The 22,434-nt window shown below is 57.5% G+C and carries 20 protein-coding genes; 10 read left to right on the top strand and 10 right to left on the bottom strand.

What is annotated here, in order from left to right:
• Positions 1–54 precede the first annotated feature (54 nt).
• From RUA4292_RS13890 to RUA4292_RS13880, 3 genes are all read right to left on the bottom strand, one after another.
• The gene (locus RUA4292_RS13890) at positions 55–1,263 is read right to left on the bottom strand and encodes an MFS transporter (RefSeq protein WP_058278074.1); all 1,209 of its coding nucleotides are present in this window, start codon (positions 1,261–1,263) and stop codon (positions 55–57) included.
• 75 nt (positions 1,264–1,338) lie between these two features.
• The gene (locus tag RUA4292_RS13885; RefSeq protein WP_058278073.1) at positions 1,339–1,998 is read right to left on the bottom strand and encodes a DsbA family oxidoreductase; all 660 of its coding nucleotides are present in this window, start codon (positions 1,996–1,998) and stop codon (positions 1,339–1,341) included.
• On the bottom strand, positions 1,995–3,512 hold the full coding sequence (locus tag RUA4292_RS13880; RefSeq protein WP_058278072.1) for a class I adenylate-forming enzyme family protein: 1,518 nt from the start codon (positions 3,510–3,512) through the stop codon (positions 1,995–1,997). The genes RUA4292_RS13885 and RUA4292_RS13880 overlap by 4 nt, the downstream gene beginning before the upstream one ends.
• Positions 3,513–3,577: 65 nt before the next feature.
• On the opposite strand from RUA4292_RS13880, the gene RUA4292_RS13875 reads away from it, so the two are divergent.
• Positions 3,578–4,201 (top strand): helix-turn-helix domain-containing protein, encoded by a 624-nt coding sequence (locus RUA4292_RS13875; RefSeq protein WP_058271780.1) that lies wholly within the window; start codon positions 3,578–3,580, stop codon positions 4,199–4,201.
• Here the strand turns inward: RUA4292_RS13875 and RUA4292_RS13870 are convergent.
• Positions 4,190–4,447, bottom strand: a complete 258-nt coding sequence (locus RUA4292_RS13870; protein ID WP_306346065.1) for a hypothetical protein — start codon at positions 4,445–4,447, stop codon at positions 4,190–4,192. The two genes, RUA4292_RS13875 and RUA4292_RS13870, sit on opposite strands and share 12 nt — an antisense overlap.
• Positions 4,448–4,895: 448 nt before the next feature.
• Positions 4,896–6,710, bottom strand: coding sequence for an extracellular solute-binding protein (locus RUA4292_RS13865; protein ID WP_082637096.1), 1,815 nt, complete (start codon positions 6,708–6,710; stop codon positions 4,896–4,898).
• Positions 6,711–7,002: 292 nt separating this feature from the next.
• Between RUA4292_RS13865 and RUA4292_RS13860 the strand changes: the two genes are divergently transcribed.
• Together RUA4292_RS13860 and RUA4292_RS13855 are read left to right on the top strand one after the other, a co-directional pair.
• Positions 7,003–7,776, top strand: coding sequence for a 3-hydroxybutyrate dehydrogenase (locus RUA4292_RS13860; RefSeq protein WP_058278070.1), 774 nt, complete (start codon positions 7,003–7,005; stop codon positions 7,774–7,776).
• Positions 7,777–7,840: 64 nt separating this feature from the next.
• On the top strand, positions 7,841–8,866 hold the full coding sequence (locus RUA4292_RS13855) for a patatin-like phospholipase family protein (RefSeq protein WP_058278069.1): 1,026 nt from the start codon (positions 7,841–7,843) through the stop codon (positions 8,864–8,866).
• Here the strand turns inward: RUA4292_RS13855 and RUA4292_RS13850 are convergent, their stop codons facing one another.
• From RUA4292_RS13850 to RUA4292_RS13835, 4 genes are all read right to left on the bottom strand, one after another.
• Positions 8,867–9,544, bottom strand: coding sequence for a DUF502 domain-containing protein (locus RUA4292_RS13850; RefSeq protein WP_058278068.1), 678 nt, complete (start codon positions 9,542–9,544; stop codon positions 8,867–8,869).
• A 67-nt stretch (positions 9,545–9,611) separates the two neighbouring features.
• Positions 9,612–10,526, bottom strand: coding sequence for a pseudouridine-5'-phosphate glycosidase (locus RUA4292_RS13845; protein ID WP_058278067.1), 915 nt, complete (start codon positions 10,524–10,526; stop codon positions 9,612–9,614).
• A complete protein-coding gene (locus tag RUA4292_RS13840) occupies positions 10,523–11,416 on the bottom strand; it encodes a PfkB family carbohydrate kinase (protein ID WP_058278066.1) in 894 nt (297 codons plus the stop codon). Before RUA4292_RS13840 ends, RUA4292_RS13845 begins: the two co-directional genes overlap by 4 nt.
• A 54-nt stretch (positions 11,417–11,470) precedes the next feature.
• Positions 11,471–12,091: a thiamine phosphate synthase gene (locus RUA4292_RS13835; protein WP_058278065.1), complete on the bottom strand. Its 621-nt coding sequence runs from the start codon at positions 12,089–12,091 to the stop codon at positions 11,471–11,473.
• Between the two features lie 153 nt (positions 12,092–12,244).
• Between RUA4292_RS13835 and RUA4292_RS13830 the strand changes: the two genes are divergently transcribed.
• The 6 genes from RUA4292_RS13830 to RUA4292_RS13800 all read left to right on the top strand — a co-directional run bounded on the left by RUA4292_RS13830 (position 12,245) and on the right by RUA4292_RS13800 (position 19,069).
• Complete coding sequence (locus tag RUA4292_RS13830) at positions 12,245–12,988, top strand: RNA methyltransferase (protein WP_058278064.1); 744 nt, start codon at positions 12,245–12,247, stop codon at positions 12,986–12,988.
• A gap of 62 nt (positions 12,989–13,050) precedes the next feature.
• Positions 13,051–14,196, top strand: a complete 1,146-nt coding sequence (ctaA, locus tag RUA4292_RS13825) for a heme A synthase (protein ID WP_058278063.1) — start codon at positions 13,051–13,053, stop codon at positions 14,194–14,196.
• A 5-nt stretch (positions 14,197–14,201) separates the two neighbouring features.
• Positions 14,202–15,671: a carboxypeptidase M32 gene (locus tag RUA4292_RS13820; RefSeq protein ID WP_058278062.1), complete on the top strand. Its 1,470-nt coding sequence runs from the start codon at positions 14,202–14,204 to the stop codon at positions 15,669–15,671.
• A gap of 114 nt (positions 15,672–15,785) precedes the next feature.
• Positions 15,786–17,018 (top strand): DsbA family protein, encoded by a 1,233-nt coding sequence (locus tag RUA4292_RS13815; RefSeq protein WP_058278212.1) that lies wholly within the window; start codon positions 15,786–15,788, stop codon positions 17,016–17,018.
• 201 nt (positions 17,019–17,219) lie between these two features.
• The gene (locus tag RUA4292_RS13805; protein WP_082637094.1) at positions 17,220–18,242 is read left to right on the top strand and encodes an IS1595 family transposase; all 1,023 of its coding nucleotides are present in this window, start codon (positions 17,220–17,222) and stop codon (positions 18,240–18,242) included.
• Between the two features lie 131 nt (positions 18,243–18,373).
• Entirely contained in the window at positions 18,374–19,069 is a 696-nt protein-coding gene (locus tag RUA4292_RS13800) for a hypothetical protein (RefSeq protein ID WP_233493435.1), read from the top strand.
• Positions 19,070–19,184: 115 nt separating this feature from the next.
• Here the strand turns inward: RUA4292_RS13800 and gyrA are convergent, their stop codons facing one another.
• On the bottom strand, positions 19,185–21,914 hold the full coding sequence (gene gyrA / locus RUA4292_RS13795) for a DNA gyrase subunit A (protein ID WP_058278058.1): 2,730 nt from the start codon (positions 21,912–21,914) through the stop codon (positions 19,185–19,187).
• Between the two features lie 193 nt (positions 21,915–22,107).
• Between gyrA and RUA4292_RS13790 the strand changes: the two genes are divergently transcribed.
• Positions 22,108–22,377 (top strand): usg protein, encoded by a 270-nt coding sequence (locus RUA4292_RS13790; RefSeq protein ID WP_058271768.1) that lies wholly within the window; start codon positions 22,108–22,110, stop codon positions 22,375–22,377.
• Positions 22,378–22,434: the final 57 nt, after the last annotated feature.

The raw sequence follows: 22,434 nt of genomic DNA, 5'->3' as shown, positions 1-22,434 counted from the left end.
AAAACTCCACTCATATTGAGCAGATGTTAGCCTGATTCACCGTTCCTGCACAGATCAGGCCGGCAGCCTGTTTTCGATCCGCCCCATATGCAGCATCAGGCCGAAGCCCGCGGCGCTCATGGCCAGGATGCCGACAGCCAGCGGGGTAATAGACCCGTCGAACATCTGCCCGATAGGCGCCGCAATCGCGGCAGCAAACACGGTCGAGATCGCTCCGATCACCGAGGCTGCCATGCCCGCGATATGGCCCATAGGCTCCATCGCGATGGCGTTCAGGTTGCCCATGGTCATGCCTGCCATAAAGAAGACCGCAGTTTGCCAGCTTACGAAAACGGCGAAGGACAGCGTGGGCGAAAGGTCTGCTGCATTCAGGGCGATGACGGCTGAGGTAAAGAGGACCTGCGCGCCTAACGCCCATGTCACGATCCGGCGCATGCCCAATTTAATAACGAGTGCGGCGTTTAGCAGGCTGGCTGAGCCCGCCATCAACGCCACGAACCCGAACCAGAACGGAAAACTGTCGGCACTGTCGTGGATGACATCGTAGACCGGTTGAACCATCGTCAGCATGGTGAACAACATGCCCAGACACAGTGTCTGAACCAAGATCGACAGTCGGACAGTTGGATGTGTGAACATCTGGCGCGCAGCGTCGAGTAAAAGGGGCAGGCGCAGCGGGCGACGGTTTTCGGCCGACAAGGGTTCCGGAAGGCGCAGGCCCATCCAGACGATGGTGATCAGTGAGAACAGGATGAATGAGGCAAAGATACCCCGCCATCCGGTCAGTGCGATCACGCCGGCACCAAGCATTGGCGCAATCGCCGGTACCAGGGTGAAGATCATCATTGCAATCGATACAATCCGCGCCATCTCGCGGCCCGAATACAGGTCGCGAATAATTGCCATGGCCACCACGCGCGGGGCCGCACATCCGATCCCCTGGAAGACACGGGCGACCAATAGCATTTCGAGTGATGAACTGGCCCAGGCAGCCGCCGCTGCGATGATATACAGTGCCGATCCGACGTAGATCACTGGTTTGCGGCCAAAGGCGTCCGACAGCGGACCGGTGAAAAATGTGCCAATCCCCATGCCCAACACAAACGAGGTCAGGATCAGCTGGGCTTTGTTGACGTCGTCGGGGCTGAGTTGCGCGCCGATATTTGGCAGCGCAGGCAACATGGAGTCGATCGAAAACGCGATCGTCGCAAACATCATTGCGACAAGTGCTACGAACTCACCCCGTGACATGCGATTGGCCATAACGCCCTCCTGATCTGTTCGCGCTATCACGGCAAATCAGTTGACGCTAGGTGTCAAATTGCACAGAGGTCTGTGCTAATTTGCAGGGGAAGCCTCGAGTTGAGACATGATTTCAGTAATCACTTTTTCCCACATTTCAGGGGGTTGCGCCCCGGGGACGGCATGTTGATTGGCAACGATGAACGTCGGGACAGAGCTGACGCCCATTTGCCTGGAATGGCTGTCACGGTTGCTGATATCCTCGCGATCGGCATCGGATTTCAGCAGCTTTAGAACGACTGCGGCGTCCATGCCCGCGTTGTCGGCAATATCCGCCAGAACCTCATGATCGCCGATATCGCGGGCCTGCACGAAATAGGCATCGAACAAGGCATCGACCACGGCATTCTGTTTGCCTTCAATCCCGGCCCAATGGATCAGGCGGTGCGCGTCCAGTGTGTTGGGCGTGCGCTTGATACCTTCGAAGTCGATCTTAAGACCTGCGTTCTCGGCATGATCAACGACCGGTGCATAGGCCCGCACAGCGCCGTCCTTGCCCCCGAACTTGCGTTCGAGATACTCGCGGCGATCCATCCCGGCATCCGGCATGTCGGGGTTCAACTGGAACGGATGCCATTCGATCACAAACGGATGGTCCGGGATCGCCGCCAGCGCCTTGTCCAGATGGGTTTTGCCGATATAGCACCACGGACAGATCGGATCGGACATGATATCAAGCTTGACGGTCTCGGTCATGGGGTAGTCGCCTTGAAATAGGCCGGCAGCGCCCGGCGCAGAAGTTTCCCGTTCCCGCCGGTGGGCAGTTCAGGCAGATGGATAAAGGCGCGCGGTTGCTTATAGCGCGCCAGATTTGCCTCGACATAAGTACGCAGGGCGTTGTCGTCCAGCTTTTCCGGTCCTGTATAGAAGGCTGCTATCACAAATGTGTCCTGTCTGACCTCGACTGCCGCAGCTCCGACCTGCGCGATGCCGGGATATCGGGACAGCGCCGCCTCGACCTCAACCGGTGACACCCTATAGCCGCCCGCATTCATCATATCGTCATCGCGGCCTAGATAGGTGATCTGGCCATCCACGGCCATGGCCCCTTGATCGCCGGTCAGGAACCAGTCGTCCTGCATCCGGGCTTCGGCTTCGTCCGGGGCGTTGAGATAGGTCAACATCAGGCCGGGGTCAGACCTGTGTACGGCAATGGTGCCTTCCTGACCCTGAGGTACAGGACCATCAGGCCCCAGAATGGCCACACGGCGGCCAGGCTGTGGCTGGCCCAATGCATCGGACCGCGCTGGATGCGCCGGGCTGGACGAAATGAAAGTCGAACACTCGGACATGCCATAAGCTTCGTAGAGTTCAGTGCCGGTCGCTTGCGTCCACTGTTCATGCAGATGCCGCGACAGTTTTTCTCCGGCGCACAACCCATGTCGCAGGTCCGGCAGGTGCAGGTCATTCTGCCTGCTCAATACCTTTCTGAACACGCCAGGAGCGGCAGCAAAAATAGTCGCCTGATGGTGACGCAGCAGCGCGGGCAAGTTGGTCAGATCGGTGCCCGGCGCGGGGATAAGAGCCGTTGCGCCAATGGTCCAGGGATCCATCAAACCGGTGCCCAGAGTATAGGTCCAGTTGAACGCGCCCGCGTGACACAGGCGATCGGTTTCACGCAGCCCGTACCAGCCATCCACCATCATCTGACGCGCCCAGATGGCGCGATGGGCATGGGCCACAGCCCTCGGTTTTCCCGACGTGCCCGAAGTATAGACGACATAGGCCATCAGGTCCGGACTACCCATTTGATACTCGGCAGCAGGCAGATCACGCATTCCGGCCAAATCGGACAGGTCAATCTGAACCGGGTGCGCGGCGCACGCAACCTGTGGGTCACGCAGAATGGCGGCTGGCTTGAGGTCCTTGATCATGCGCTCTGTTTCCGGCTCGGTCAGCTGCGATGACGTTGGGACCGGGACGATACCGACAGCAATCGCTCCGAGATAGGCAATCGGGAAATCGACCGTGTTTCCAAGCCGCATCAACGCGATATCGCCGGGCTTCAAACCGGCATTCAACAACCCTGTGCCAGTTCCCAGAATGGCCTGCCGCAACTCGCAATACGTCCAATTCCGGGCATCCGTGGAGCCCACCACAGACAGGGCGGTCTTGTCCGAAAGCCTGTCTGCACAGCGCAGTACGTGCGCTGCCAGGTTGAACGGAGACGGGCAGGCCGGCGGCGGCCCCTGATCAAAAACAGAAAGCATGGCAACTGGCTAGCGCGACCACTGCTGCGTTGCAAGCGCGACAGGCTGCGCCTATAGAATGACGCATGAGCACTCAAGACCAGACATCTCTGATCCGCATTGCCCGGGACTCGGGCGAACATACGGAAGTTGAACCACTGGACCTCGGCGCGCGTGTGCGCGAGCTGCGGAAAGCGCGGAAATGGACGCTTGAACAGGCGGCCACGCAGGCCGGTTTGGCGCGTTCAACGCTCAGCAAGATCGAAAACGGTCAGATGTCGCCCACCTATGACGCGCTGAAAAAGCTTGCGACCGGCCTTGAGATCTCGGTGCCGCAACTGTTTACGGCGCCACAGCGGGACCAAGTGATCGGCCGGATGGCCGTGACGCGCATGGGCGAAGGGTCTGCCCATCCCACAACCACCTATGAACATGAACTGCTGGCCGAAACGCTGACAAAAAAGCAGATGTTGCCCTATCGGGCCCGTGTCCGCGCGCGGTCAATGGATGAGTTCGACGGCTGGGTCCGCCACGACGGCGAAGAGTTCTTGTATGTCCTGACGGGTGTTGTGCGCCTTTACACCGAGTTTTATGAACCAGTCGAAATGCGCCGCGGCGACAGCGCCTATTACGACGGTAGCATGGGTCACAATGTAATCTCGGTCAGCGACGAAGATGCAATGATCCTGTGGGTAACATCACTTACTTAACGACCGGCTGAATTCCCGGTTCAAACCTTCCGTGAACAAAAAGTCCTCAAGCTCTTCGTGGGCTTCGTTCATGGTCAGTTGATGGCGTTCAGCCAGATACGCTTCGAAACATTTGCGGTCTTGGCTTAACCGCACCATGTCCTGATCCCGCAGGTTTGGAAAGCGCCGTTTGGCGCGGGTGTACATTGCACTCCAGTCTTGCGTCAGATCGGTCCATTTCAACATTAGACAGCTTTCCGTTTTCATGGTTTCAAACCGTTCGTCCCAAGAACCAGCGTACGAAGGTGGTGGGGGCGTTCGGGCATGACAAAATGTCGCACCCGGGGTCGGGAGGCGGTTTGATTTTTGACGGGGGCGAAAGTGCCCGTTGCAGCCTATCCGCAACGGGCAGACGGACCTGATTTTTGAGTGAGTGGAGGCCGGTCCGTAAATTCGATGTTCTGCGCACCGGACGAAGAGTTACGTTTTGAATTTCAAAGCAATAATCAATTCGTGCAGCGTACTGCAGTATATGTACAAGCTATATTGCTAAACCCCGGTCAGTAAAGCTTTTTGTGTGAGTTTTTTAGGGGAACACTTGACGTTGGGGTTGTTGCAACATGTTGGCATGGCAAAAAACCGACCCGCAATATGTGGTGCCAATAGGCTGTGCGCCGATTTCCGCCCACGTCCCTTAGGTGCCGCGCGTGACCCGTTACTGTTCGTACCACCAAACCTGCGGCATGTACTCCGGCCCATCGCCATAGATCGGCAAGTTTTCCGGCTGCTTGAGTTCCTTGGCGTGGGCTATCCGGCCCACATCAAAGTTCCAGATCGGAATGACATAGCGCCCGGCGGTCAACACACGATCAAGCGCGCGCGTTGCAGCGACGAAATCCTCATGACTTTCCGAGGCCAGCATGGCGTCAATCATTCCGTCCACAGCGGATGAAGCCACCCCCATCAAATTGCGCGTGCCCGGAGTATTCGCGTTTTCGCTGCCCCAATACAGGCGCTGCTCGTTGCCGGGTGACAGGGACAATGCACGACGGAAATAGGTCATGTCGAAATCTAACTCGGATGTACGGCTGGTGAACTGGGCGCTGTCGACGTGCTCGGTGGTCACAGCGATGCCAAGGCGCTCGAGCGCGCGCGTGTAGATCTCGATTGCCGTTTCGCTTTCGGTGTCGCCCTGTTGCAGCAACACGGTCAGCGTAAAAGCATCGCCGTTTTCGTTACGCAGCACGCCGTCCTGGATGGTCCAGCCCGCCTCAGCCAACAGTTTGGTTGCAGCGCGGATGTTCGAACGATTGCGGGCCGATCCGTCACTTTCCGGCAGGGTATAGCCTTCAAGCGTTCCGGGGGGCAGGTCGTCCTTGAACTCCAATAGCAGCTCTTCCACGCGACCACTTGCCGGGCCGGGTTGCATCGCCAGACCCGAGCCCGAGAAATAGGATGTGATGCGCGGCTGAGCATTGCCGGTAATCGTGTCGTTGATGAACTCGAAATTGAACGCCAGCGTCAACGCCTCGCGGACACGCCAGTCGGCAAACGGCGCTTTGCGGGTGTTCATGACAAACCCGGTCATGCCCGAAGGCTTGCCGTGTGGGATCTCGGTCTTGACCACATCGCCGCGTTGGACGGCCGGGAAATTGTATTGATTGGCCCATTTGTCGGCATTGAATTCACGTACCGCAGTCAGTTCTCCGGCTTTGAAGGCCTCAAACAGAACAGTGCCGTCGCCGTAGAACTCGATCCGCATTTCGTCCAAATTCATGGTGCCTTTGCGGAAGGGGATATCAGTGCCCCAATAATCCGGGTTCCGCTTGAGGTTCACGTATCTACCGGCCTCATAGCTGTCGACGACGTAGGGCCCACTTCCGGCCGGAATGTCATGCAACCCGGCATTGGCAAAATCTTTACCTTCCCACTGGGCTTTCTGCAGGATCGGGCGCAGGCCTGCGATCAGGGCAAGCTCGCGGTCGGGCTCGTTGAAGGTGATGCGCACCGAGCGGGGACCGGTCTGTTCGATGCTGTCGATCTTGCCCCACAGCCCGCGATATCGCAGATGACCTTCTGTGCCTAAAGTCTCATACGACCAGATGACATCATCCACTGTGACTGGTGTACCATCCGAGAATTCGGCGTTCTCACGCAGGGTGAATTCGACCCAGGACCGGTCCGGCGCGGTCTCAACTGATTCGGCTAACAGCCCGTAAAGAGTGAAAGGTTCGTCCCAAGATCGACCCATCAGGCCCTCATGGGTCCAAAATCGCAATTGCCAGGGCGAGCTGCCTTTTTGCACGAATGGGTTCAAACTGTTATAGCCGCCCGTATTTCCGAACACGACTTTCCCGCCTTGTGGCGCGTCCGGATTTGCGTAGGGCAGGGACACAAAATCCGGTGGTAAGGCCGGGTCACCATACATAGCTATGCCATGGGTTGATTCTGCATGGGCAATTGACGTGCTCAAAAGTGCAGTGATTCCCGCGATCAATGGACGAACGGGGCGTAGATAATCGGGGCTCATTTTGGAAACAATCCTGCTCTGGCCTTATTTTGTTGGGATTCATCGTAGCGATGATTTTTCTTATTTTCAAACTTTTAGCTTGGACGAAGGCACGGAATTGCTTATAAAGGTTGCACTGCTCGATAGGTTTCTTGCCTGTATGAAACCTGCCTCAATAACTTAACGCCCGCTTCGTGCGGGCGTTTTTTTGTGCGGGTCTTTCAAAGGATGCGCTGCCCGAATGTTTCCCCGTTTTCTTTGCAGCTGCAGCATGGCACTGTGTTGCCAAAGTTGATTTTGTGGGAGTTCGGCTATGAGCCTTTCGGGAAAAACAGCCATTATCACCGGTTCGAATTCAGGGATCGGATTGGGCGTCGCGCGCGAGCTAGCGAAGGCCGGCGCCGACGTGGTGCTGAATTCCTTTACCGACCGCGACGAAGATCATGCGCTGGCCGCCGAGATTTCGAAAGAGACCGGGACCAGCGCACGCTATATCAAGGCGGACATGTCCAAGGGTGAAGAATGCCGCGCGCTGATCGAAAAGGCGGGGGCTTGTGATATTTTGGTGAACAACGCGGGCATTCAGCATGTTGCGCCGGTTGATCAGTTTCCGGTCGAAAAGTGGGATGCGATCATCGCAATCAACATGAACTCGACTTTTCATACGATGGCCGCGGCGCTGCCAATGATGCGCAAAGCCGGGTGGGGACGTATTGTGAATATCGCCTCGGCACACGGGTTAACGGCGTCTCCGTTCAAGGCGGCCTATGTCGCGGCAAAGCACGGCGTGGTTGGTATGACCAAAACCGTGGCGCTGGAAACTGCGCAGGAGCCGATCACATGCAATGCGATCTGCCCGGGATACGTCCTGACACCATTGGTCGAAGCGCAGATCCCGGGCACGATGAAGGAATACGGCATGAGCCGTGAGGACGTGATCAAGAACGTGATGCTTGAACGGCAACCTTCGAAGGAATTCGCCACAGTCGAGCAATTAGGTGGCACCGCGATCTTCCTGTGCTCAGATGCGGCAGCGCAGATCACCGGGACCACGATCTCGGTCGATGGCGGTTGGACAGCGTTGTGAGTTTTCACGGGGGCGCTGCCCCTGAACCCCCGGAGTATTTTGGAAAAGATGAAGGGGCAGGACGGTGAAACGGATCAATCTGGCTTTGCAGGGTGGCGGCGCGCACGGTGCCTTTACCTGGGGCGTTCTCGACAGGCTGCTGGACGAAGAGGATATCGAGGTTGCGGCCATCACTGGGACCTCGGCCGGGGCGCTGAATGGCGCTGCGTTCAAATCCGGGATGGTGCACAACGGACGCGACGGCGCGCGGGCTTGTCTGGACGAGCTATGGGCACGGATGGGTGCTGTGGGAGATATGCGCCTGGCTAACTGGATGCAGGCGCTGGAGCCTGCGCAGATTGCCCAGTCGATGGAGTATTCACTGCCATTCTCGGTTGGTGATGCCTGGTCGCGAATGGTGTCGCCCTATGCCTATGGTCCTTTTTACCGCAATCCCCTGGAACCGGTTGTGGATCGGTTCAATTTTGATGAGATTTGCACGGATCAGGGACCCCAGTTGTTTGTTTGCGCGACCTGTGTACGCAGCGGCAAGATCCGGGTGTTCACCGGGGAAGAGATTTCAACGGATGCCATCCTGGCTTCGGCCTGCCTGCCGAGCCTGTTTCAGGCCGTCGAGATATTTGACCCCAGCTCGGGCCGGACCGAGGCATATTGGGATGGTGGTTACACTGGAAACCCGGCGCTTTATCCTCTGTTTAACAATGATTTGCCTGAAGACGTCGTGGTCGTGAACATCAACCCGCTCGAGCGTGATGAGGTGCCGAAAACTCCGCAGCAGATCCAGAATCGGATCAACGAGATCAGCTTTAACTCATCCCTGTTTCGCGAGCTGCGGGCGATCAATTTTGTTCAGCGTCTGTTGGCGGACGGCAAGCTGACGGCCGGAGAGATGAGCCGCGTATTTGTTCACATGATCGCGGATGACGAATTGATGAACGATTTGTCCGTGGCGACCAAGACGGTTCCCAACCCTGTGATCCTGCACAAGCTGAAGGAAGCCGGGCGTGCCGCGGCGCATCGGTTCATCGGCGATTACAAAGCCGATCTTGGCGCACGCAGCACCGTCGACCTGCCCGAGATGTTTGGCTGATCACTCGGGCGGCTGCGTCGGGTCTTTTTCGTTGGGGTAAACAAGGCCTGCGGAAATCACCAACTTCGCGGCGTCCTCGATCGTCATATCCAGCAGGATCACGTCCTCGGCCGGGAAGAACAGCAGGAAGCCAGAGGTCGGGTTGGGCGTGGTCGGAACGAAGACACCTAGCAGTTCACCCCCGGTTTCAGCCCGCTCGCTGACTTCACCTTTTGCCGCGGTAGAGACGAAGCCAATCGCCCAGATACCGCGGCGCGGGTATTGGATCAGGCATGCTTTTTCGAATGACCGTTCAGTTTGCGCAAAAACCGTTTCCGAGATCTGCTTGATCCCGGAATAGACGGACCGGACGACAGGCATCCGGCTGACAAGACTTTCGGCAATTTGGATCAGGGACCGGCCCAGAATACCTTTGGCGATCCATCCGACCAGAACAGTGAAGATCAGGAAGATGACAACGCCGACACCGCGCAGGTTGATGCCAACGTATTCCTGCGGCTGGAACCGTTGTGGAATTATGGGTAGCACCGCACTGTCGATCCAGCCAACTACAGACCAGATCAGCCAGATGGTCAGCCACACAGGCGCAATCACGACGATGCCCGTCAGGAAAGACGCTCGCAGTCGGGAAAACAGGCCCGGGCGGCGATGTGGTTCTTCGTCAAATGGCGTGTTCATTGCGGTCCTGAGCGGTTTTCTGCCAAATTAGTTAAGCAGTTGGGTGCCTTGGTACAATAGGCGTATGTCAATCGGTCCGGTCGGACAGCGCCCGAGCAATCCCAGCCGCCAGTCGCGCGTTATTACGAACTAGGGCAATATTGGCCGTCAGCGAACGCCCTTCGGTCTGTTCGTAAATCCGTTGCAGCAGGTAAGGCGTGACGCCCTTGCCGCTGATCCGGTGCGTATCTGCGTCGGCCTGTGCTGATGCAATGATGGGTGCCAGTTCTTCGGCCGGGATCTGATCGGCGGTCGGAATTGGGTTGGCAACCAGCTGGCCGCCGGGCAAGCCAAGCGCGCGGCGTGTGGCGTGCGCCGTGGCGATGTCCTCGGCGCTGTCCATGCGCAGGGGCGCGGCATAAGGGGATTTGGCCGACCAGAAGGCCGGAAATTCGTCCTGCCCGTAGGCGATGACTGGAACGCCCAGCGTTTCCAGAACCTCGAGCGTTTTTGCCAGATCGAGGATGGCCTTTGCGCCTGCGGCCACAACCGTAACCGGAGACTGGGCCAGCTCATGCAGATCGGCTGAGATATCAAAGGTCGTCTCGGCACCCTGATGCACCCCACCGATGCCACCGGTGGCAAATACCTCAATCCCGGCATAATGCGCGGCGATCATTGTGGCTGCGACCGTTGTCGCGCCAGTGCCGCCGGTTGCCATGCAGGCGGCCATGTCTGCGCGGGACAGCTTGGCGACGCCCTGCGCCTGACCCAACGCTTTTAGCTCATCAGCCTCAAGGCCCACATGCAGTTTGCCTTTGATCACTGCCATGGTTGCCGGAATTGCGCCCGCGTCGCGGATGTCCTGTTCGACCTGTGCCGCAACCTCGATGTTCTGAGGGTAAGGCATCCCGTGGGTGATGATGGTGCTTTCCAGCGCAACGATGGGCTGGCCTGCGTCTTTGGCGGCGCGGACCTCGGTAGAATATTGAATGTCGATCACAGTGGGGTTTCTCCGGATACGTAAGTTGCGGCGGCGTTCAGGGCGCGGGTCAGGGCCTCGGCGCTGGATGCTCCACCGGATTCTGAGGCGATGTGGGCCGCCATGAATGTGTCGCCTGCGCCGGTTACTCGGGTAACCAGAACGGACGGGGGTGTTTGGGTCAGGATTTCATCCGCATTACCAACCGTGGCCGAACTTCCGCCGTCGGTGACCAACACGCGCAGCGCGCCGCGATCCAGCAGGCCTTTGGCGGCGCTTTCGGAATCCTTGAATTCGCGCTGGCACAGGATGCCGGCTTCTTCGAGGTTCACATACAGCGTGGCACGCGCATGTTTCAGGAACGGCAGCAAGCGTTCGGCTTTACCGGGCGAGGCCGGTGCCACACGCAGATCGGCGCGGGCAAAGGCGGGGCTTTGGGCGATTTCCTCAAGCAAGTTCAGTGTCAGATTGCCGTCCAGCGCGATTGGGCCTTCGAACGGCTCGTTTTCGTACCCTAAAGGCCCGTGCATCAATGGACGCAGGATTTTGGCACCCGCGGCCTCAAGCGAATGCGCGTCGGCAATGGCCGCAATCAGGCCGTTGGCCCCTTCGACCGCCATGTAACGGTCGGTCGGCAAATCCTGCGAACGGTAAATGTGATCCGTCACCATGCCCAGTCGGGAACAGGCATTTGCCAACTCATCGCCCTCAGGATCGCGCCCGATGGCGGTCAGCAGGGTGGGGGTCATGCCAAAACGCACCAGTGTCATGGCGATGTTCATGGCCACGCCACCCGGTAGGCGGGTGATCCGCCCCGGCACGTCCGACCCTTGCCGCATGGCGCTGGCGGACCGGCCAATCACGTCCCAAAGAACCGATCCGATACAAAGGATGTCGCTGTTTTGTGTCATGTCGTCGTCATGCCGCAGCCCCGGCGTAGGTGCAAGCGTTAACGCTCGCACCGATCAGCGCATCGCGTCGGTCAGACCCTTCAGCGCGGCCAGAGGGTCATCCTGTGACCAGATCTCGTCCCTGATACCGAAAAAATCGGTGCAGGGGGTCAGATCGCGAACCAGGTCGGGGTTCAGGCCACCCTCGGCAACGACCGGAACTTCGATCGTCTCAGACCACCACTGGAACAGATCCATTTCGGCGATTGTGCCATCACCCAGCGTTGACGCGCCCACTGGTCCAAAGGCGACATAGTCCGCACCGGCCTCGCCAGCCGACATGCCGTCATGGCTGGACGCACCGCAAAAGCTGCCAACGATGGCTTCCGCGCCCAATTCCTTTCGTGCAAACCGGACCGAGCGCGCGGCGTCATCCAGATGCACCCCGTCCAGCCCCAACCGCTGCGCCAGCAGAACATGGTTCGAGATCACCAGCGCCACATCGCGCGCATGGGCAACCTCACGGCAGGCATCCGCCGCGCGGGCTATCGTGTCTTCATCTCCACCAGCCAGCGCCAATCGGATACAGGCGATCTCTGCCCCGTCCAACACGCTGGCCAAACGGTTCGTAAAGGTGCTCAGTTCGATGGTCGGTGGCGTAATCAGGTAAATCTGCGGCTGCTCGGGGGTGTCCATTGGCGCGTCCTTCGCTTTCAGTCTTTTGCGCGGTTTAGCGGATTGCGGCGGGGAAGCAAACTTTTATGCTGGTTTCCGGCCCAAATGAAGGCGCGGATGGCTTGCCCTGCCTGTGCGCGCAGATTAGAGCAGGCGGAACCTTCGGAGACAGCCATGCCCAGCGATAAATCTCAGCCCTCATTCGTGCTTGTGCGCCCGCAGATGGGTGAAAACATCGGTGCTGCCGCGCGGGCGATGTGGAATTTCGGGCTGGATCGGATGCGGATCGTAGCACCTCGGGACGGATGGCCGAACCCCAAGGCTGTGGCGATGTCCAGCGGCGCCGGGCGTCTGCTGGATGAGGCGCAGCTGTATGACGATCTGGCCGGTGCGCTATCCGACAGCACTTTTGTTTTTGCGACCACGGCGCGACAGCGTGGATTGACCAAGCCTGTCTACAGCCCGGAACGCGCAATGCAACTGGCTGCCGAAAAGGTTGCTGCTGGTGAAAAGGTCTGTGTTCTGTTCGGCCCGGAACGCGCAGGGCTCGAAAACGAAGACATCGCTAAGGCAAACGCCATCATTTCGGTTCCGGTGAATCCGGAATACGCCTCGCTGAACCTTGGACAATGTGTGCTGCTGACCGCTTACGAGTGGATGCGTCAAACCGGCGATTTGGTTCATGAGGCCACCGATCTGGGCAAGGGCGACTGGGCCACGGGCATCGAGGTCGAGAAATTGGTCGAACACTATGAGGACCGGCTGGAAGAGGCGGGGTTCTTTTATCCGCCCGAAAAGGCCGAGGGTATGAAGACCAACCTGCGCAACCTGTGGTCGCGGATGCGCATGACGCGGGCGGATGTGCAGATGCTGCATGGGGTCATGCGGCAGATGGTCCGCTGGAAAGACAAAGGCTGAGGCTGGACCTATGTTCCGCTTCACCCTAGCTTGCGACGAAATCCAAGGCACAAGAGGACAGCATGAGCGGTAAGCGCAGCATCTTCGAAGACGTCTCAGACACTGAAAAACAACAAGCCGTTCAACCGGGTATGATCGATCGTGGCCGCGGGGGCGCGCGCAAGGCAATTCGCGCCTGGCTGATGATCCTGTTTGCGCTGGTGGTCGTCATGATCGCGGTGGGTGGGCTGACCCGCCTGACCGATAGCGGGTTGTCGATCACCGAATGGCGCCCGATCACCGGGGCGATACCGCCGATGAACGAGGCGGACTGGCAGGCCGAGTTCGACAAATACAAGCAGATCGACCAGTGGCGCATCCAGAACCAATGGATGGAACTGGGCGACTTCAAATCCATCTACTGGTGGGAATGGGGCCATCGTCAGCTGGGGCGCGTGATTGGACTGGTCTGGGCTCTTGGCTTCTTTGGCTTCCTTGTAGCGCGGAAAATTCCGACCGGCTGGACCGGGAAACTGCTAATCCCCGGCCTTTTGGGCGGTGTTCAGGGCGCAGTCGGCTGGTGGATGGTCGCCTCGGGCGTGACGCAGGGCGAGGGGATGATTGCCGTGGCCAGCTATCGTCTGGCGATTCATCTGGGGCTGGCCTTTGTAATTCTCGGCTTCCTTGCATGGTACATCTTTGAGCTGGGCCGCGAGGAGCGCGACCTGATGCAGGCCCGACGCGCGAAAGAGGCGAAATTGTTCTCGCTATCCACTGGGCTGATGCATTTCGCCTTTTTGCAAATACTCATTGGTGCGCTTGTCGCCGGGATCGACGCCGGGCGGTCGTATACCGATTGGCCGCTGATCGGCGGGCAGATTCTGCCGCCAGACATGGCGATGTTGGAACCGATGTGGCGCAACTTCTTCGAAAGCCCCGGGCTGGTGCAGTTCATCCACCGTTGTGTGGGCTATCTGCTATTCATCTTCGCTATCATCGTTTGGCGACGCGGCAACAGCAGCGCCCACCCGCAAACGCGCTTTGCCTTCAACGCGGCCTTTGCGGCGCTGTCGCTGCAGGTGGTCATCGGCATATTGACAGTAATCTATGCCGCGCCGTGGCAGATCGCCATATGCCACCAGTTCATGGCCGTGGTCGTCTGGACGCTGATCCTGCGAGCGCGGTTCCTGACCGCTTACCCAATAGCTACCTCTCTGCGCGGAGCCTGATTTCCATGAGTGCATATGATGACCTAATGGCGTTCCAACGCGAAACTTCGGCTTTGGGAGAGATTGCCGGACGCTTGGGTTGGGATCAGGAAACGGTGATGCCGCGCGGCGCGGCGCCGCAACGGGCCGAGGAAATGGCTGCGATTGAGGCTGTTTTACATGCTCGCCGATCTGACCCGCGCGTGCCTGAATGGCTGGAACAAGCCGACCCTCAGGACCAGGTCGGGCAGGCGCAATTGCGAGAAATCCGCCGGTCCTATGAACGGACGGTCAAGGTGCCTGCCGATCTGGCAACGGCCATTGCGCGCGTGACGTCAGCAGCACAGGGAACCTGGGCGCAGGCCCGCGCAGACGAAGATGTGGCCGCTTTCTTGCCCGTGCTGGATGAGGTCGTGGCGCTAAAGCGTGAAGAAGGCGCCGCTCTGGCGCAGGGTGGCAATATCTACGACGCGATGGTTGAGGATTATGAGCCTTACACGACCGGGTCGCAGATTGCCGAAATCTTTGACCAGATGCGCCCGCGTCTGGTGGCGCTGCGCGCCGCCGTTCTGGATAAACCTGCACCTCAGGCTTTGACGGGGAGTTTCGATGAGCTGAAACAGATGCAATTGTCGGAAAAACTGGCAACCACTTTCGGGTATGACCTGAATACAGGCCGCATCGACAAGGCTGTTCACCCGTTCAGCTCGGGCAGTGGATCGGATGTTCGGATCACCACCCGGACCAGTAAAACCGATCCGTTCAATTGTTTCTATTCGACGATTCACGAGGTCGGCCATGCCGCCTATGAACAAGGGATTGATCCGGCCTACGCCCTGACGCCTTTGGGGCGGGGTGTGTCGATGGGCGTGCACGAAAGCCAAAGCCGGATTTACGAGAACCAGCTGGGCCGATCCCGTGCCTTTACCGGTTGGTTGTTTGGCCAAATGAAAGAGGCGTTTGGCGATTTTGGTATCACCGACCCGGATACTTTCTATGCAACGGTCAACGGTGTTCACAACGGTTATATCCGCACCGAGGCGGATGAGGTGCAATACAACCTCCACATCATGCTGCGCTTTGATCTGGAACGCGCGCTGATGGCCGGTGACCTCCAAGTGGATGATCTTGAGGCCGCGTGGAACGACCGTTTCAAGGCGGATTTCGGATATGCGGTCGACAAACCTTCGAACGGGTGTCTGCAGGATGTGCACTGGTCAGTGGGTCTGTTTGGTTATTTTCCAACCTATTCGCTGGGCAATGTCTATGCAGGATGCCTTTACCAAGCGTTGCGGAACGCTGTGCCGGAACTGGATGCGCAACTGGCAGCAGGTGACACGACAGGCGCAACCGATTGGCTGCACGAGAATGTGCAGCAACATGGCGGGCTTTACGCTCCACGCGAGACCATTCAGCGAGCAAGCGGTATGGAACCCGGACCTGACCCGTTACTCGGGTATCTGGAACAGAAATTTGGCGAATTATACGGGCTCTGAGGTCAGGAAACGTTTCGTCAAGTTGCCGTGTAGGTGCATTGGTTTTGACCTGAATGAGGGTAGGGTGTTTCGAACGGTTTTACCAAAGGAACCACCTTGTTCTTTGCAACACATGTGAAACCACACTTAGCGTCAATTCTGACCAGCAACACGCGCCTGGTGGTACGTAGGCGCGCGCTGGAGGCAAAGCATCAGGTGCTGAACCGCCCGCGCGTTGTCCATTATTTCCATGATGTTTCCGACCCATACTGTCACCTCACCGCACAGGTCTTGCAGCAGTTTCGAGACACTTATGATGTCGAGCTGCGCCCACATCTGATTTCGGGCCCTCCGGCCGAGGCTTTGCCGGACCCGGCAGCACATCGGCAAAATGCCATCAAAGATGCGGCAAGACTGGCCCGAAAGCTTGGTCTCAGCCCTCCTGAAGGCTCAGTTCCTGACGAGGCTTTCATTGCAGTTGCGGAAAAACAGATGGCAGCCGAACTGACGAATGATAGCTTTGTTAACAATGTCCGAGATATCAGCGAAGATCTTTGGTCGGGAAAGGGTTTTTCGTCTTCGGATCACCCCTTACCGGCTGCGCTGATCGAGGATGGTGACCAACAACTTTCCGATTTGGGTCACTATCTCGGCGGAACGTTTCACTACGATGACGAATGGTATTGGGGCGTTGATCGTCTTCATTATCTGGAAAACCGGTTGCTGCACGCGGGTTTGGGAAGCGGGTCGTCACCGATAATGTCTTTGCCTTCAGTGCAATTGGGCCAAGAGAAGTCTCAGGATCAGGAGATTGAGTTCTGCTATTCTTTCCGCAGCCCTTATTCTTATCTGGCATTTGACCGGGCCGTCGACTTGGCACGCCACTACAACGCACGGCTGGTTCTGAGGCCGGTTTTGCCAATGTTGATGCGAGGTTTACCCGTCCCTCCACCCAAGTCTTCCTACATCCTTTATGATTGCATGCGCGAAGCGCGGCGATTGGGGATCCCGTTTGAGCGTATCTGTGTTCCTTTGGGCAAAGGGGTCGAGCGTGGCTATGCCTTACTGGATTATGCCGAAGCGCAGGAAAAATTGCCTGAGTTCTGTTCCGCCTTCCTGCACGGCGTTTGGTCCGAGGGACTGAATGCAGCAACTGATCGGGGGCTTCGGACTATCATCGAAAACGCGGGGTTGGATTGGCAAAGTGCGAAACCGCACGTTAGCTCAGATCGTTGGGGAGATCGGGTAGCGGTCAATCAGGACCGTCTGCAAGAGATCGGGCTATGGGGTGTCCCAAGTTTCCGTGTCGCCGGGGAAAGTGTCTGGGGACAGGATCGCCTTTGGGCTGTCGAAGACCTTTTGATTTAAAAAAGGCGCCACACCCGAAAGTGTAGCGCCTGAATAATTTTACCCAATTATCCACGAAACAAAGCACGTGTAATTTCATAACGTTGAAAACCATATATAGAACCACTTGCTTCGCTAATTTGCGCGATTTGCGCAGTGTCTCTTCAGAAATCACGGAATCGGCCAATATTGCCGGTCCCCGGATTCTTTAAGGAGACAAGCATGATCACAGAGTTGAAGTCAGTGCGGGACATCTGGAAGAAGATGCCCAGCGAACGCCACGCTCGCATTTTCCTCGAAGAGATGATTTGGCCGTCTGGCCGGAATTGTCCACATTGCGGGAGCCTGAACTCAACACCCATCCGTGCGCGCACGGCCCGCCCTGGTCTCTACCAATGCGCCGAGCGGGAATGTCGTCTCCAATTCACGGTCACTACAAAGACCCCGATGCATGCCACGAAACTGGATCTTCGGATCTGGATTGCAGCAATTTTTCTGGTGCTGACGTCCAGCAAGGGAATCTCCTCCGTCGTCATGGCGCGGATTCTGGGTGTGAATCAGAAAACGGCTTGGAAGCTGGGGCATGCGATCCGGGAATTGATGGATGACCGCGAGGCTGTTTCCGCCAGGTTGGCCGGCGTAGTCGAAGTGGACGAGGCATATGTCGGCGGCGCCCCCAAGTTCAAGAAGGGTGTGAAGAACAAGCGTGGCCGGGGCACAGGTAAGCCCATAGTGCTGGTTGCGGCGGATCGAAATGGACAGGCCAAAGCGACACTGGTCCCGAATGCGCAAGGCGCGACGCTTGGACCGATCATGAAAGAGTGGATTGATCCATCATCGTCCCTCATGACCGACAGCAACACCGCATATCGGAAGATTGGCCACAACTTCGCATCGCACCACACTGTCAACCATGGCAAACGGCAGTATTCACGGCCCTCCAAGGGAGCACACATCAACACTGTGGAAGCCGTGAACTCCCAAGTGCAACGCGCCCTGATTGGTGTTTACCACCGCCTGGGCCGGCAACATCTTCAAAGATATCTGGACGAAATCCTGTGGCGCTGGAACCATCGCCAGCAGGAAGTGAAAATCAGGAACAGGAAAACAGCATCCGGAACAAAGACGATTGCCACGACGGTCTGGAAACCGATCCCAGTCGTCGAACAGATGCGGGGATTGCTCTGCTTTGCAGTCGGCCGGCAGGTTCGCAGGACACCCCAATGGGGGCTGAGTTGGCCGTGATCCCATGAGCCATGGAACCCAACCTCATTGCCAATTTTGTCGTGTTATGAGAACGATATCGTGAATTTCGGAAATATTGGCAGGCATTTATGTTGTTTGAAAATTGGGATGTGCGGAAACGGCGTGCCGGATTGGAGATTCTCGGGGGCTATACTGTCGACTTCGCAGCATACGAGGATGGCAAGCAGTTCAACCATAATTTCATGAGCTTTGGTGAAAATGCCACCTGGCTTGTATGTGCACTTGGGCTGGCAGAAGCCACAAACACAGGATTTATGAACCCCGTCCCTGAGGAGCGCAGGAGTTCAATCATCGCCGAAATCTCCGATGGGGAACTTCCATTGATCGAGGATGCCTGTCAGTCGGTCCTGTGTTTCGCGGAACACTATTTTGGGATCACGCCCACTGAAGATTGGCCTGCAAATCCAACTCGGCACTTTTTTCTCAACGATTGCTTCGCTGATCTTGGTTTGATGTCCAGAGAAGACGTCTGGCACGAGGCTGCCTTGCCCATGCTAATCAGGGCCGGTCATTTTCAAGTAGATGATATGATGAATGATGAAAAGATTGCGGCGTATGTCAGGAAAACTGCGCTTTCGTCGTTTGAAACAATGCCCGACGAGGTTTTCCAAGTCATGCTTGACGACGAAAACAGCCGCCGGCCAAGGCCCAGTTGGAGGCTTGATCATTTCTTTGCTCGTCGATGGAGGTATGGCACTTGGCTCACCGTTGAACAGGATAAGGTTGCGTGCAACTTTGGCCCCGACCCGCTCATCAAAGGAGTGGTCAACGAGATTGCCAAGCTAAGATCGTCGGCGAGGCACTGACCGATCTGTGCCACGACACGTCTTGTGTATTCCGCTGATTGAAAAGGGCACTGGCACATCCAGTTGTCCAAAACTTTGTTTGGTGGATAACTGGGTAATTTTATGGATCAGTCGGTTACTCTTCCGCTTCGTCTTCGTCGCCCTGATCGGCAATCCAGGCAACACTGACGACCACTTCGCCTTTACCGGTGTTGAAGACCTTCACGCCACCGGCCGAGCGGGAACGGAACGAAATCCCATCAACCGGCACCCGTATCGATTGGCCTTTGGACGTCGCCAGCATGATCTGATCTTCCATATCGACCGGGAACGAGGCGACGAGTTCGCCGCCACGCATCGCCTTGTCCATGGCGGCCACACCCATCCCGCCGCGTCCGCGGACTGGATAGTCGTGGCTGGAGCTCAGCTTGCCTGCGCCGCCCGCCGTGATTGTCAGGATCAGGTTTTCGGCGGCCGACATCTCGGCATACTTTTCCTGGTTGAAATCACTGCTTGCTGCGGCTTCCTCGTCGTCACCAGCATCATCTTCGGTAAGCCCTGCGACCGCACGGCGCATTTTGAGGTAAGCCACACGATCTTCGGGGGTCGCTTCGAAATGGCGGATCACCGACATCGAAACCACGCGGTCGCCATTGGACAGCCTGATACCGCGCACACCGGTGGATTCGCGCGAGTTGAACACCCGTACATCGGTGGTGCGGAAGCGGATCGCACGGCCCGAATTGGTGACGAGCATCACATCTTCATCCTCGGAACAGATGCGGGCGTTCACCAGCTCTACATCTTCGGGCAGCTTCATTGCGATCTTGCCGTTGCGTCGGACATTGGTGAAGTCTGACAAGCGGTTACGACGCACGTCGCCCGCGCTGGTGGCAAAGATGATCTGCAGGTTTTCCCACTCTTCATCGGGTACATCCACCGGCATGATCGCGGCGATGGAAACACCGGTCGGGATCGGCAGGATGTTGACGATTGCCTTGCCCTTACCTGTGCGCCCTGACTGCGGCAGACGCCAGGTCTTGAGCTTGTAGACCATGCCATCCGTCGTGAAGAACAGCAGTTGCGTGTGTGTGTTGGCCACGAAGAGGTTGGTGACAACATCCTCTTCCTTGGTCTGCATCCCAGACAGGCCTTTGCCGCCGCGCTTTTGCGCGCGGAAATCGGCCAGCGGGGTACGCTTGATGTAGCCGCCCGACGTGACGGTCACGACCATATCCTCACGTTCGATCAGGTCCTCGTCTTCCATGTCGCCGGACCAATCGACGATCTCGGTGCGACGGGGCACGGCAAACTGTTCACGAACGCTGCGCAGCTCATCTCCGATGATCGACATGATGCGCTCTCGCGAGGACAGAATATCGAGGTATTCCTGAATCTTACCTGCCAGTTCTTCCAGCTCGTCCGTGACCTCTTTGACACCAATCTGAGTCAGTCGCTGCAGACGCAGGTCAAGGATGGCGCGGGCCTGAACTTCGGTCAGGTTATAGGTGCCGTCGTCGTTCATCTTGGACAGAGGATCGTCGATCAGGCGCAGATAACTTTCAATCTCAGCCGCAGGCCAGCGGCGGGTCATCAGCTTTTCACGCGCTTGCGCCGCGTCAGCAGATGACCGGATCGTGGCGACCACCTCATCCACGTTCGACACGGCCACGGCCAGACCACACAGGATGTGGCTGCGTTCGCGGGCTTTGCGCAGGTCGTACGCAGTGCGACGGGCGACAACATCTTCACGGAAGTCAATGAAGGAGGTCAGGAACCGGCGCAGGGTCAACTGCTCGGGCCGGCCACCATTCAGCGCCAGCATGTTGCAACCAAAAGAGGTCTGCATCGGCGAGAAACGGAATAGCTGGTTCAGAACAACTTCGGGCGTCGCGTCGCGTTTGAGTTCGACAACGACACGCACGCCATTACGGTCGGATTCGTCCTGAACATGGCTGACGCCTTCGATGCGTTTTTCGCGAACGGCTTCGGCGATCTTTTCGATCATCGAGGCCTTGTTCACCTGATAGGGAATCTCGTCCACGACGATGGCGTAGCGGTCCTTGCGGATTTCCTCGACGCGGGTCTTAGAGCGGATAATGACGCTGCCGCGCCCTTCCAGATAGGCTTTGCGCGCACCGGAACGGCCCAGCATCACACCACCGGTTGGGAAATCGGGGCCGGGGATATATTCGATCAGCTGTTCGGATGTCAGATCCGGTTCATCAATCAGCGCTAGCGTCGCGTCGATGACTTCGCCAAGATTGTGCGGCGGGATGTTGGTCGCCATACCAACGGCGATACCACCGGCACCGTTGACCAGCATGTTCGGGAAACGGGCGGGCAGAACCGTCGGTTCGCGGTCCTTGCCGTCGTAGTTGTCCTGAAAATCGACTGTTTCTTTTTCGATATCGGCCAACAGAGATGCTGCGGGCTTGTCCATCCGCACTTCGGTATAACGCATGGCCGCCGGGTTATCACCGTCCATGGAGCCAAAGTTGCCCTGACCATCCAACAGCGGCAGCGACATCGAGAAATCCTGCGCCATTCGCACCAGAGCGTCATAGATCGCGCTGTCACCATGCGGGTGGTATTTACCCATTACATCGCCAACCGGACGGGCCGATTTGCGGTATGATTTGTCGTGGGTGTTTCCAGTTTCGTGCATGGCATAGAGGATGCGCCGGTGCACCGGTTTCAGGCCATCCCGCAGATCGGGGATCGCGCGGGACACGATGACCGACATGGCATAGTCCAGATAGGACGTGCGCATCTCGGATTCGATGGACACAGTCGGGCCGTCATATGCGGGGCGCTGTGGCGGGGTTTCATCCATGTTTTCTGGGGTTTCTGGAGTATCGCTCACGTAAACTGCCCGTTTATTGTGCTGGGTCTATATCTTGTGGATGTACCTTATCAGACCCGGCACATAAGGTGCAAGCAAGCAGCGCATTCTGTGCAAAAAACACCCGTAACACTGGGGTAACATATTGTTAACCAAGGGTTAGGTGGTTTCTGTGTTACGCTGAAGAGACCTTGCAACAATTTTGGAGATCTGCATGGAGCAAAGCGAAACAGAACTGATGCTCAAGGGGTATGGGCTGACAACGGCCGAATTTTTTTATCATATGCCCGACTATATTCACGTGCTCAATACATTTATCTGGCAGGAATACGACCTTGCGCCGGATCATCCCAAACTATTCGATTTTATTGAATTCTGGCAGCGAGAGATTGAAGGACCGCTGCATTCCGTGCGGTTTACACATCGCAAGATGATCGCGCCCGGGGAATGGCGCAACGTGGTAGGCGAATTCCGAGTGAATTGACGCCCGGGCGCATCAGGCCCAAACCCATATACATTTTCGGTGCATCCGGTATCGTGG

This window comes from Ruegeria atlantica, assembly GCF_001458195.1.
Lineage (GTDB): Bacteria > Pseudomonadota > Alphaproteobacteria > Rhodobacterales > Rhodobacteraceae > Ruegeria > Ruegeria atlantica.
Note: the sequence above shows the minus strand (reverse complement) of the source record. Positions and strands in the feature narration are given on the sequence as shown.